Annotated in this window: 9 protein-coding genes; 8 read left to right on the top strand and 1 reads right to left on the bottom strand. The window is 39.6% G+C overall.

Annotation, left to right across the window (positions count from 1 at the left end):
- Nucleotides 1-79 precede the first annotated feature (79 nt).
- The 5 genes from L2764_RS13210 to L2764_RS13190 all read left to right on the top strand — a co-directional run bounded on the left by L2764_RS13210 (nt 80) and on the right by L2764_RS13190 (nt 8,420).
- Nucleotides 80-2,491, top strand: a complete 2,412-nt coding sequence (locus tag L2764_RS13210) for a GNAT family N-acetyltransferase (protein WP_283106999.1) — start codon at nt 80-82, stop codon at nt 2,489-2,491.
- An 88-nt stretch (nt 2,492-2,579) separates the two neighbouring features.
- On the top strand, nt 2,580-3,323 hold the full coding sequence (locus tag L2764_RS13205; protein ID WP_248940727.1) for a siderophore ferric iron reductase: 744 nt from the start codon (nt 2,580-2,582) through the stop codon (nt 3,321-3,323).
- A 236-nt stretch (nt 3,324-3,559) separates the two neighbouring features.
- Entirely contained in the window at nt 3,560-4,648 is a 1,089-nt protein-coding gene (locus L2764_RS13200) for a heparan-alpha-glucosaminide N-acetyltransferase domain-containing protein (RefSeq protein ID WP_248940726.1), read from the top strand.
- A 230-nt stretch (nt 4,649-4,878) separates the two neighbouring features.
- Nucleotides 4,879-7,113 (top strand): TonB-dependent siderophore receptor, encoded by a 2,235-nt coding sequence (locus L2764_RS13195; protein ID WP_248940725.1) that lies wholly within the window; start codon nt 4,879-4,881, stop codon nt 7,111-7,113.
- 197 nt (nt 7,114-7,310) lie between these two features.
- The gene (locus L2764_RS13190; RefSeq protein ID WP_248940724.1) at nt 7,311-8,420 is read left to right on the top strand and encodes a PepSY-associated TM helix domain-containing protein; all 1,110 of its coding nucleotides are present in this window, start codon (nt 7,311-7,313) and stop codon (nt 8,418-8,420) included.
- A gap of 74 nt (nt 8,421-8,494) precedes the next feature.
- On the opposite strand, the gene L2764_RS13185 is transcribed toward L2764_RS13190, so the two are convergent.
- Complete coding sequence (locus tag L2764_RS13185; RefSeq protein ID WP_248940723.1) at nt 8,495-8,908, bottom strand: SET domain-containing protein-lysine N-methyltransferase; 414 nt, start codon at nt 8,906-8,908, stop codon at nt 8,495-8,497.
- Nucleotides 8,909-9,771: 863 nt separating this feature from the next.
- Here L2764_RS13185 and L2764_RS13180 point away from each other — a divergent pair.
- From L2764_RS13180 to L2764_RS13170, 3 genes are all read left to right on the top strand, one after another.
- Complete coding sequence (locus L2764_RS13180; protein ID WP_248940722.1) at nt 9,772-11,106, top strand: sensor histidine kinase; 1,335 nt, start codon at nt 9,772-9,774, stop codon at nt 11,104-11,106.
- Nucleotides 11,107-11,116: 10 nt separating this feature from the next.
- Nucleotides 11,117-11,647: a response regulator transcription factor gene (locus L2764_RS13175; protein ID WP_248940721.1), complete on the top strand. Its 531-nt coding sequence runs from the start codon at nt 11,117-11,119 to the stop codon at nt 11,645-11,647.
- A gap of 122 nt (nt 11,648-11,769) precedes the next feature.
- On the top strand, nt 11,770-12,894 hold the full coding sequence (locus L2764_RS13170) for a KAP family P-loop NTPase fold protein (protein ID WP_248940720.1): 1,125 nt from the start codon (nt 11,770-11,772) through the stop codon (nt 12,892-12,894).
- The last annotated feature ends 102 nt before the right edge of the window (nt 12,895-12,996 follow it).

The following is a 12,996-nucleotide window of genomic DNA, read 5'->3' as shown; positions in this document are numbered from 1 at the left end:
AACCAAATTCCATATGACTTATTTTATGTAAGTCGTAGTGCATTGTTATTAAATAATAATTATAGGTTAAGGGGATAAAATGGCACAGTTAAACACTCATTATTTTCGAGATGTCGAAGGTATTGGGCAAATTGAAATTCGCGATTTGCAAGTGCCAGAGGACTTAAGCTTAGTTCATCATTGGGTAAACTTACCGTATGCAAAATATTGGGAAATGCAGGGACAAAGTTTAGAGCAGGTTATTCAAGAATATGAAGGGAAAGTAGATCAAGACTGCCAAGTTTATTTAGGGTGTATTGATAAAAAACCGCAATTTTTAATTGAAATATATAATCCCAAAAAAGATGTTCTTGGGCAGCATTACGATGTTGAGGAAGGCGATCTCGGCATGCATATACTTATTGCTCCTGCTGAACAGCCTATATCTGGTTTTACTTTCGAAGTATTTTGTTCAGTAATGGATTGTCTTTTTTCCGTCTTTAACGCCAAAAGAGTCGTTGTTGAACCAAATCATCGCAATGAGAAAATTTTACGTTTGAATAAACGCGCCGGTTTTGCGCACGAGCGTTTGATCCAGTTAGGTGAAAAGACCGCTTATCTCGGTTTCTGCACCCGAGAGCAATTTAATAATGCCATTTATAAAGAGACATTTGACATGAGTAAGTCTGCCAGTACTGCAAGCCTTCAATCCCAACCTGAACTTGCGGTCAGTGCCATTGAGCCAACAGTCTGGGCGTTGGTGAATCGTTTACATGTGAAAAAATGCATTGCTGAGCTTGCGCATGAACAAGTGATCACGCCGTTTTTAGTATCAGAGGATAACCCCAGATCAGGGGATTGGGGATTGTATCAACTGGATGCTGATCAAACCGGAGTCAGTTATTATTTTAAAGCAAAAAAGCTTGCCTTAGCACACTGGCTGATCGATGAGAATTCTATTGAAAAGCGTATTCATGATGCCGTATCTGACTTGGATTCATTATTATTCATCATTGAGTTTTGCCAAAGTTTGAATATTGATCTTGATAAATTGCCGACTTATATGGAAGAAATAAGCAGTACCTTGTGTGGCAGTGCTTATAAATATACCAAAGACGGCTTAACGTCTAAAGAGCTGACTCAAGCAGACTTTCAACAAGTTGAGACGGCGATGAATGAAGGTCATCCGTCGTTTATTGCTAATAATGGTCGTATTGGTTTTGATGCCATCGATTATCGTGCTTATGCACCAGAAGCCGCGGCGCCAGTGCAGCTTATTTATTTAGCGGCTCATAAACGCCGCGCGCATTTCTCATCGGCGCATGATCTGGATTATGAGACGTTACTGAGCGAGGAGATGGACAGAGCGACGTTAGATCAGTTCGATAAAATGATTGCAGATAAAGGTCGTGATCCTGATGATTACTTGTTGATACCTGTACATCCTTGGCAGTGGTATAACAAGCTTGCGACGGTATTTTCTCCTGATATTGCTTGTGGCGACTTAATTTGCTTGGGTTACGGTGATGATGCTTATTTGGCGCAGCAATCTATTCGGACTTTCTTTAACATTAGCCACAGTCATAAGCGTTACGTTAAAACCGCGTTATCGGTATTAAATATGGGCTTCATGCGTGGTTTATCGGCTTATTATATGCGGACCACGCCAGCGATTAATGATTGGGTGAATAAGCTTGTTAATCAAGATGACTATTTACAGTCGAAAGGCTTTAGTATTTTAAGAGAAGTGGCGGCTGTGGGTTATCGCAATCCTTATTATGAAAATGAGGTGATTAAAGACAGTCCCTATAAGAAAATGTTGGCAGCATTGTGGCGTGAAAGTCCAATGTCACGATTAAAAGACAACCAACGTTTGATGACAATGGCATCTCTATTACATATTGATCCAAATGGTGATGCATTGTTGCCTGCATTGATTGCTTCTTCGGGGGTGTCGACTGATGAATGGTTAATGCGCTATTTTGATGTGTATCTCACGCCGCTATTACATTGCTATTATCAGCACAGTTTAGTGTTTATGCCTCATGGCGAGAATGTGATCTTACAGTTTGACAATAATGTGCCTTTTAAAGCCATCATGAAAGATATCGGTGAGGAAATTTGTTTATTCAATACCGATATCGAATTGGATGAAGATGTGAAACGCATCTCTATTAAGATGTCTGAAGAGTTAGAAGTATTGTCTATTTTTACCGATGTGTTTGATTGTTTCTTCCGTTATATGTCAGCGATTCTCGTTGAACAGAGTGGCTATTCTGAGCAGGTATTCTGGCGCTTAGTCGCTGAATGTCTTCATGGGTATCAAGCGGCGAATCCTGAGCTGAAGGCTAAATTTGAAAAACATGATTTGTTTTCTGAACGCTTTGATCTTTGTTGCTTAAACCGTTTACAATTAAAGAATAATAAGCAAATGTTAGACTTGGAAAATCCCGTCGAAAGTTTTCAATTTTTTGGTCAACTGGATAATCCTATTGCTCAATTTAAATCTTGAAATTAGCTTAATTAGCATAGAGAACGATTCACATTTTTTGTGAGTCGTTCATGTCGGGTCGTTTCATATTTGATAAGAGAGCAGCGAATTGAGTACCATCGATGCATTAACACGTTTATCACCTCAGTTGCATGCTGCATTGTGTTATCAGGCACCTGTAGAAAAGGATGTGTTGTTATCGGCAGATGCTGACGCGTTTTTATTGCGCGCTTTGTATGAATATCATCGTGAACAATATCCTCAAGCGGGGAAGGTTTACGCGGCGACGCGGACTTGGAGCTTAATGTATTGGCAACCGGTGTTTCTGAGTGTGCTTTGTGTGCATGGATTAAAGATGGCCCCCATGTTGGGGAACCTTGTACAACATGCGCAGAACGGCAGTATTTATGGTTACTTTTTTAGCTGTGATGAAGTAGGTGTTGGTCATCAAGATGAATTGATCCAAACTGCGGCAGCAAGATTAAAAACCTTGTATGAAGGCTATTATCAAACGTTATCAAGTATTGCCAAAGTCCCTAGGCGGAATGCGTATCGATTGATCGCCGATAGCGTGTTGTCTGCGTTAAGTCGATTAACGGCGATATTACCAATCACCAATCAGCAGGTGTTAGCCTGGTCGGAGTCTTGGCTTACTGCATTAGGTTTGTCTTCACAAAGCCAATTAATGCTAATCGACATTAATGCCAAACAACAGATTTTAGGACTCGATCGTATTGCCTGTTGTATGCATTATTTACGCGATCCTGATGATCTTTGTCGTACTTGCTCAAAGCAGTGTAAGGCAATACGGATGGAGCGAATAAAGTCACATTATATCCGTGAACTAAGTTGATGTTGGCGCTTGGATTTGGTTATTTCTCTTGATGTGATCTCTTTAAAAAACTTCCATTTTAAATGTTGTAGGGCTTTTTTAATTTAACAATGCGCTTAGGGATAGTCGTAAATTACTGTGTAAATCTGTATCAAGTTGTGTCATTGAATGTAAGTGGTGCAATGTCAAAGTGAAATAAATAATAAGAGTCGTTAATTGAATAGTGAAACTAACGACCTAAGAAAGTAAGGGGAGCAATGATGGAACATCAATCAAATAGGCTGCAGGCTATTGATGTCGCGAGAGGACTGAGTGTGATCGTGATGATCATGGTGCATACGTTATGGATGTATGGTGATGTTGCCACACAAGGGGGGACAGTGTTTGGTACTGTCATTCATATTTTAGGTAAGGGGACGGCGGCCTTTTTAGTGGCGATGGGGATCTCTTATGTACTTTCTAGAGATCAATCGGTTCTCGGCACCATCAAGCGAGGCCTTTATACCTTAGGGTTAGGTTACATGATGAATGGGCTTAAATTTGTCGTGCCGATAGCGGTTTTTAATACCATGCCTGAAAATTTCATCGAAGCGTATTCATGGTCTTCGCCTTTATCGTTATCTCAATTTAATTATTTATTGTTGACTGGAGACATTTTACAGCTTGCGGGTTTATCATTAATTTTTATTGCCATCATTGGTCATGTTATTAAAAACAAATGGGGCATTTTTGCACTGGCTTTGCTGCTGATCACAACCAGTAAATGGGTGAGTGGTTTTAGGCTAGATATTACCGGTGTAGATTATTTGTTAGATTTGCTTTGGGGCGATCAATATAACGTGTATTTTCCGCTTTTCCCTTGGATGTCTTGTGTACTTTTTGGACTCTTTATCGGTATGGCTTATAAAGAAAAAAACTATGACCAAGCCTTTTTATATCGAAGCCTAGGCTATTCGGGTGTGGCCATGATGATCATTGGTGCGGGTTTATGTTTTGATAACGTTGATTATCATTTTGCTGATTTCTTTCATTTAGGCCCTGGTGGCGCAATTTACTTAATGGGCTTTACTGCTTTTGCTTATTGGGGGATAGATTGGATCATTCGTCATACTCGACCCAATCGTTTTTACGCACTGCTTCAATATTGCTCTAAAAGAGTGACTTCCCTGTACATTATTCAATGGGTATTGATTTGTTGGGGGATGGGGATATTCGGCTATCAAACTTTTTCAATGCAAGGTGTTATGACACTCATTCCAGTGTTTATGCTGGCGACCTTCTTGGTTCAATATGGCAAAGATAGGTTAACGCTGGTGCGTCATTCGTTAGTCAAAAGCGTGACATGATACTTAGGCGTTAACTGGTTTGTATCGATTAACGCTATGCTTTTTTTACATGAGTTTACCTTGATTGATAAGGTTATTGATATTGCTTCAATGTTTCCTTCTGTGTTGTTGTTTGCGACCAAAGTCTAATTAATGTTGCTAATATTATTGCGAATAGTTATCATTTGTAATATTATTATTGTGAAATTTTGGTGATGTCACAAATAATAATAAACTTAAGGTATATGAAAATGTCTGCAGTAGATCATGGGGTCAAACTAACCAAGTTAATGATTGCAATGAGTATTTTTTTTGGCAGCAGTGTTTTTGCTGAAGAGTCAACACTAGAAAAAGAAGATGAAATTGAAATTATTACCGTAAATTCTACGGGTTTAATTGCCTATGATAGTGCGGGGGCTTCGAAGTCTGATGTGCCTATTATTGAAACACCCGCTTCTGTCTCTGTTATTACAGAGCAGAGGATGACTGATTTGGGTTCGCAGACAGTACAAGATGCTTTAGGTTATGTGGCAGGTCTTTATAATGGGACTTACGGCTATGATAGTCGAGGTGATTGGTCGACTATTCGAGGTGCCGAGCCAACGACTTATCTTGATGGCTTAAAACTTATGTTTGGTAATTATAACAATACGCGTATGAACCCTTACAGCTTAAGCCGAATTGAAGTCATAAAAGGGCCTGCTTCGGTATTGTATGGCCAAGGCACAACAGGCGGGATTATTAATTTAGCCAGTAAATTACCAGAAGTTGAAACCAGTGGCCAGATTAATGTTGAAGTGGGTAATAACGATCGTTATCAGTTAGCCACGGATGTTACAGGATCTTTAAACAGTGATGATTCGGTGCTTTATCGTATGATTGGGCTTATCCGCGATAGCGGCACACAATTTGACTATGTTGATGATGATGCTGTGATTTTATCGCCTTCGATGACCTTTTATATGGGAGATTCGACCGAAATGACGTTGTTAGGTAATTATCAAAAATTAGAAACCGGTTCCACAGGTCAGTTTTACCCCCATGAAGGCACCGTCGTACCGGTAAGTGATGTGACGTATGCGGGGCAAACATTTGCTGCAAGTCAGGGGGATTTGTCCAGCACCGCTTTTATCAGTGAGCCAGAATTTGATCGTTATGATACGGAATCTTATTCATTAACAGCGATGTTTAAACATGAGTTTAATGATGTATTGAGTTTGCAAACCAACATGCGTTACATGGACAGTCAAGCCGATTATGACAGCATGTATTCACTGTTTACACCCGCATTAGCGATTGATAATGTAAGTTTACCGCGTACGGCATATTCCAGTGATGCGACGGCAACAGCTTTTACTTCAGATACGCGCTTGTATGCCATTTTTGATACTGGCGTCATTGAGCATGAAGTGGTTTTTGGGTTTGATTATCAAGATGTTGAATATAAAAATGTTTATGATTATGGTTATGGGGGGACGATTAACCCTTATGCGCCAGATTACAGCGCCTTTAATGCAGCGACGGATATCACTTGGTGGTATCAAGATATTGCCTCTAAAGATGAGGCAAAGCAAACAGGCGTGTACTTACAAGATTCAATGAAAATTGCTGATCGCGTTATTGTGTCAGGTGCGCTGCGCTATGACTATGTCGAGCAGAAAAATGATTATGTAGGTTGGGTCGATCAAGAAGCGGTAACAGGGCGATTAGGCTTAATGTATCTGTTTGAGGTGGGTATTTCACCTTATGTGAATTATAGCCAGTCTTTTGAGCCGATTAATGGTAGTGGGCCTGATGGTTTATCACTTAAACCATTAGAGGGTGAGCAGTATGAAGTAGGTGTGAAATATCAACCTCGTGGCACCGAGCATTTAATCACCTTAAGTGCCTATGATATTGACCAGAAAAACTATGTTGTGCCATCGGCTTCAGGTGCGACGCCGACACAGCAAGATCAAATTGGTAAGGTCAATATTAAAGGGGTGGAATTAGAAGCCCAGCTTGCATGGGAACAAGTGGATGTGTATGCCAGTTACGCCTTTACTGATTCTGAAGTGAAAGAAGGCACAGATGAATTAGTCGGGCGTCCGTTGGAGTCCACCCCTGATAATCAAGCCTCAATTTGGGCGACTTATCGTCCTGTGCAATTAGATGGCTTTAAAATTGGTGCGGGTGCACGTTATGTGGGTCATACCGAGTTTTTATTACAAACCCGTGATACCGATGCCATGGTGACGAATTCTTTGAATACAGGTTTAACGTTAGCACAGCGTACTACGCCAGTGTTCAATGAAGGTGTGCCTTACCAGACTGATAGCTATACCTTATTTGACTTTATGATCGGTTATCAATATAACGATTACAGTATTGCATTGAATGTGAAAAATGTGGCCGATAAAGAAGTGATCACCACCTGTATGAACCGAGGAGATTGTTTTTATGGTCAAGGTCGAACGGTGATCGCGACTCTGACTTATGATTTTTAAAAGCGTTTTTTAAAGATGTATGATGAAGTGTAAAAAGTTATAAAAGCAATGACTTGATTCTTGCTTCTAGCATAAGGTGTCTAACGTTTATTGTTAGACACTTTTTTGCATTGTGAGAGGGTGTTTATTGTGACGTTATGTTGCGTTCGATGAACGGTTTTAAGCTGATAAGTTAAGCAGTCGCAGAGGTGGGTAAGATGAGTAAAAAAAAGCTCTTTAAGTTACATTCATGGTCCGCATTATTGGCTATGATCCCCATTTTAGTGATCAGTATTACGGGCAGTATAATTGTCTTTAAGCCAGAAATTGATGCTTGGCTAATGCCAGACAGTGTTACATTAACCCAAGTCTCTTCTGAGCGTCAAAGCTTGAATAGTCTGATTGACAGTATTCATACTCAATTACCGGGTTATGAACTGGGGACTTGGGAGGTGTTTGATGATAAACAAACGGCAGATGCCGTCTATGTCATCAAGCGAGGCTCGTTTGATTGGTTTAAAGTGTATTTAAACCCTTATACGGGTGCAGTGCTCAGTCAGCCAGTGGTGCTCGATCACTATTTTACCGATTGGTTGGTGAAGCTACATTACACCTTTTTATTGAAAGATGCTGGCGTCTTTGTGGGCTTGCTTTCGGCAGTTATTTTATTGTTTCTCGGTATTTCAGGCATTATTATTTATCGTCAATTTTGGAAGCGCTTTTTTACCTTACGCTGGGATAAACAGATGCGGGTTTTTTTCAGTGACTTTCATAAAATGGTGGGGATCACCGCATCCCCGGTACTCATTATTTTAGCCATTACGGGGGGCTATTGGAATCTAGCTGAGTTTGTGGGTGAGGTGACACAGACTCATGAACAAGAGCGTTTTGTGATACAAAGTCATCGTTACAGTCAGGCTATCTCGTTTGATGCTCTCAACCTTGATGCGATGCAGCGTATTGAGGGTTTTAAGCTAACTTATCTCGTTTTTCCTTACAAGCCTGGAGTGAATATTTCATTTAGAGGGGCGGTACCGACAGCGAATCCTTTGATGAGTGATTATTCCAGTGGAGCCAGCTACGATCGTACTAATGGTGAGTTTATGGTGAAGTGGGATATTCGCAGCTCAGGTCTGGGGGCCAAAACCTTAGATAGCTTTATTAACTTACATTTTGGTACGTTTGCCGGGTTAACTTCTCGTGTTCTTTGGTCTGTTTTAGGCGCTATGCCGTTATTTCTGGCCTTTACGGGATTCTATTTATGGTATAGCCGCAGAGTAAAAAAACAGGTATCAAAACGAAATCGTCATGCTCTGAGTTATGCTTAATGTTGCACTTGGGATAGCGTGAGAAGGTTCAAGAGATCATGTTAAACGGTAGCTATGAGTATTCTATAATATAGCTATTTTTCCGTGTTAGCGGTTTGAAAAAGCAAGTAGTTATATTCTTTGGGAATTTGAATTCCTTTAACCTCACAGGCTTGAGGAAAGTTTAAAGTAATTTCTTCGTTTTCACTTAATGGTTTTGCTGCGATGAGATGAATGACTTTTCCTTTTTTAAACAGTACACAACTCGGGTTATCAGAATGATTAATATATTGACTGTTTTTAAGTCTATGGTAGGGATGAAAACTGATCTTATGATGCGGTAAAATTTCATCTTCAAAGAGTCCGATAAGAGATTGATGGTATAACACCGGGCCGAAATCAAAGCCTTTCAGTAAATTAATGCGGCTAAACAGCCCTTCTTGTAAGGGAGATTTATATTTTTTTATAATGACACCATAATTGGTGTTTAATATATGTTTTTTATTCATGCTCTTAAAGGTGGCTTATTCCAAAGGTAAGAGATAAAGTAAAATAAAATGATAAAAATAAGAAGTGGATTTGTGTTTCAAATCATTTCAAACTATTCAATAAATAGGTTTTTAATTTATTTCCTTATGATATTTAAGGGTTTTATGTTTGTGAGGTTTATTTTTAAGTGGTAACGGCTTTGTTGGTCCAATGGTTTGCTCTGGTTGTATTTTTGTTTTATTATTGATGTCGAAATTGATAAGTATCATGATGATATTTAATTGATATGATCACTGATTATTACTTTTCTGGTAAATAATATGGTCATGCCGAGCATCAATGATATTCGGTTCTTGTTCTGAGCAGATGTCATTGTCGGTTATTTTAGCTCCATCAGTGCCTCCATATAATCGCACAAAATTGATGTTATTATGGGTGTTGTTATGGGTTGTTTGAGTTTCACTTTTGCCTCTCGCGATGTTTATAGCCGTTCAATAACACCTAGACGGATGGGTATCGTTTCGAACGGTATTTAACCACACAAGCTCTGTCTTATATGAATAACCCAGTAGACGGCTATAAAAACAACCACCAAAGTTCAACAGAGCCTAATCTTTCATGGATCATTTCCTGTGTCATTCCCCCCCATTGATAGGCTTGAACAGCGAGCTTATCGAGTCGAGAACATATTTTAATTAGAGGTGAATACGGGGTGCGAGCGGTAATATATTCGTGTTGCTAGTGTATAAGTTATAGCTTAACAGTGTTAAATATCTGCATGGTTCACTATTTGTTGAAATTTTCCTCATTTATTGTCTTACAAATGATATTCTTTGCGTTATTGAGTGACATTCACCTGCGCTTCATTACATAGGACTTTTCAGTGAGTTTAAGGCCGTTATTACACCCCGATAAAGTATTCGATCAACTGATCATATTGAGAGCTTTAGGATTAATGCTGAAGATCGGCTTGACTTTCTTTGCTGCAAAGACTTTTGGTTTATCGTTAGAGAGGCCGGAATTAATTTGGGTACTATCGATTGAAACTCTATTTTTATTAAGTCAATTTCTTTTCAGAAAAGAAAACGACTTAAGGCCTAAAACGATTTTCTTGAGTTTGCTGTTTGATACCTTATTTTGGATTGCTTGGCTGTATTTTTCAGGGGGTGCGACCAATGCCTTTATTTCTTTGTTATTACTGCCTATTGCTGTCGCGGCCGTACTGTTACCTCAGTGGGCAGCTTGGAGGCTGACTTTTGTGTCAACCTTGGCTTATAGCGTGATGATTTTTTTTGAACCCGAAAATGCTATGAATATGAGTTCACATTATCTCGGTATGTGGTTTAATTTTGTTATCTCCTCACTGGTATTAACGACTAGTGTGGTTTTTATTGCGCAAAAGATCCGTGGAAAAGAAGCCGAATTAGGTGTGATGCGTGAAGCGCAGTTACGACAAGAAAAATTGTTAGCCTTAGGCGTGGCTTCAGCGCAAATGGCTCACCAGTTAGCGACGCCTCTGTCGAGTTTACATTTGTTGGCCGATGAAGTGAGCGATGCTTTACCTGGTAAGCCCGTTGTTATTGAAGACATGAAAGTGGCACTAGGACGCTGTGAGCATATATTAGCGGACTTAAGACTGGCCACTGAATCGATCCGTCAGCAAAAGCAGGTGATATTCAGTGTGGCTGAGTTGATAAACAGATTACAACAACAATTACTCTTGTGGTTACCTCAGCTTACACTCAGTTTTGATCTAGATGATGAAGTGGATCTCAATGATAAAATTAATGCCGATACCTGTTTATTGCCAGTGTTAATTGCCTTAGTTGAAAATGCCGCTCATGCGAGTCAGGCTCAATTCGATGCGTTAGCGGCAAGATCTACAACCCAAAATGTGCAAGAAAGCATTGATAGACAGCAAGTTAAGATCGCTATTCACCTTTTAGAAAAAAGGCAAACGTTATCGATTGCGATTAGAGACTATGGTGCGGGTATTCCTCTGAGTTTAATTAAGCAGTTAGGGCATCAAATTCTTGAAAGTACCGACGGCATGGGAATTGCCTTACTCTTGAGTCATGCTAGTTTAGAACGCTTAGGGGGCAGATTGCTATTATCTAATCATGCTGATGGTGGAGCGATAGCAGAAGTACAACTCCCGATTCTGTCGGTGTTAAATCAGAATGCTCTTGATGAAGATGGAGCTAACAATAAAAACTGAGCGAAGCGAGATGCCTAAATTATTGATCATAGAAGATGATGTTTCTTTAGCGACGATATTGAAGCGTCGCTTAAGCAGTCATGGCTTTGAATGTCAAACGTGCAATAGTGCTAGCCAAGGGCTATTGCAAGCACGTCAATTTAAACCGACTCATATTTTATTAGATATGAAGCTTGAAAATGAGAATGGTCTCAAACTGATCTCACCGTTAAGACAATATTTACCCCAAGTGGTGATGGTATTACTGACGGGGTATGCCAGTATTGCCACCGCCGTTGAAGCCATTCGTCAAGGCGCAGATAATTATTTGGCCAAACCTGTGGATACCCAAACGTTACTCAGTGCTTTGCTACAGAGTGAGAGGCCTTTGAGCTCTAGAGTTATCGATGAAGCGCCGCTTAATCCTAAACGGCTTGAATGGGAGCATCTTCAACAAGTACTCAATGGTAATAATGGTAATGTCTCAGCCACTGCAAGACAGTTAGGTATGCATAGGCGTACTTTGCAGCGCAAACTCGAACGAAAACCCCAAGCGTGTTGAATGTCGAAAATTGACAGTTTTACGGTGTATCACAATTAGTTCAATCTATTGTTTAAATTTACTTTAAATCTATATAACATCATTATAATGGTTGCGTTAACTTGCAAACTTAAAGGAATAAGATGTCTGAACGTCATCATGCTAAAAAATATAATGATTGGTCTAAAAAATATAATTGGGATACCTGCAAAGCTAACCGCAAAGAATATGGCAAGTTTTTATGTTCATTTTTAACCCACAGCTCAGATAGTTTAGTGGTTAACATGGATGGGCGTTGGGGGACGGGTAAAACAGAGTTACTTAGGCGCTTATACATAGAACTCGCTGAGCAAGAGCATCCGGTTGTTTATATTGATGCATGGGAAAGCGATTTTTCAAATGATGCACTTTCAGTGGTGTGCAGTGAATTAATTGAGCAAATAGGGAATATCTTTAAAGCCCCACCTTCTGATGACACATTACTGAATGATGCTCAGGAGTGTTTGAAGAAAGTCTCTAACTTATTAGGTTTGTGCTTAAAGTTCACTAAATCAGCAGCGGCGGTTTTTAATCAAGCTCAATGGGTTGCCGCTGCACAAGGCGGTGAATTTGCCTTAATTGCTATTCAGTCTCCTCAAATAAGTAAAGTGATTACAGGTTCGGCTGACGATATGAATAATCAATTAATTAAGTCAGTTAAAAAGGAATATTTTGATCGTATCGAGGCGATGCAGCAGATTAAAGAACAGTTGTCTTTTTTATCTAAGTTGATAGGCGAACTATATGGCCTGAAAACGCCAATAGTGGTATTGGTGGATGAGCTAGATCGCTGTCGCCCTACTTATGCGATAGAAATGTTAGAGGTCATTAAACACTTTTTTGAAACCCAAGGTTGTGTTTTTTTAGTCGCAACAGATACTGAGGTGCTACAGCATTCCATTAAAGCGGTTTATGGCAGTGAATTTAATTCAGAGGCTTATTTGAGGCGATTTTTTCATCGTAAAATCACTTTGCCTGAATTATCAGTGTTCGATTATTTATTAGCCAAAGAACTAGATTTTGCTCAGTATAAAGATCAGCATCTTGAACTTTACCCGTTTGAAAACGAGCAGCAACAACAAAACCTTCCTTTTATGGCCGAGATTTTTGATAAGAACCAATTACAGCCTCGGGATATAGAGCAAGTTTTACAGAAATTTTTTGCCAGTTTAGATTATGTGGCCGCTTGTAATAAAGATAAACTGATACCACAAGTGATTGAGCTATAGTCGTTTCTGGTGTATGAGGATAAAGCATTGCGATGTAACCTGTTAATTGATCTTGGCCGATCAACAATTAACAAAAGGAACATCGCAATGACTAAAAATGAT

This window comes from Shewanella surugensis (assembly GCF_023284005.1).
In the GTDB taxonomy this organism is placed as follows: Bacteria; Pseudomonadota; Gammaproteobacteria; order Enterobacterales; family Shewanellaceae; genus Shewanella; species Shewanella surugensis.
This window is presented reverse-complemented; position numbering and strand designations above follow the sequence as displayed.

Excerpts from the sequence above, each read along its gene's own strand:
- L2764_RS13210 (WP_283106999.1), top strand. The coding sequence starts at position 80 with ATGGCACAGTTAAACACTCATTATTTTCGAGATGTCGAAGGTATTGGG.
- L2764_RS13195 (WP_248940725.1), top strand. The coding sequence starts at position 4,879 with ATGTCTGCAGTAGATCATGGGGTCAAACTAACCAAGTTAATGATTGCA.
- L2764_RS13175 (WP_248940721.1), top strand. The coding sequence starts at position 11,117 with ATGCCTAAATTATTGATCATAGAAGATGATGTTTCTTTAGCGACGATA.
- L2764_RS13190 (WP_248940724.1), top strand. The coding sequence starts at position 7,311 with ATGAGTAAAAAAAAGCTCTTTAAGTTACATTCATGGTCCGCATTATTG.
- L2764_RS13185 (WP_248940723.1), bottom strand. The coding sequence starts at position 8,908 with ATGAATAAAAAACATATATTAAACACCAATTATGGTGTCATTATAAAA.
- L2764_RS13200 (WP_248940726.1), top strand. The coding sequence starts at position 3,560 with ATGATGGAACATCAATCAAATAGGCTGCAGGCTATTGATGTCGCGAGA.
- L2764_RS13170 (WP_248940720.1), top strand. The coding sequence starts at position 11,770 with ATGTCTGAACGTCATCATGCTAAAAAATATAATGATTGGTCTAAAAAA.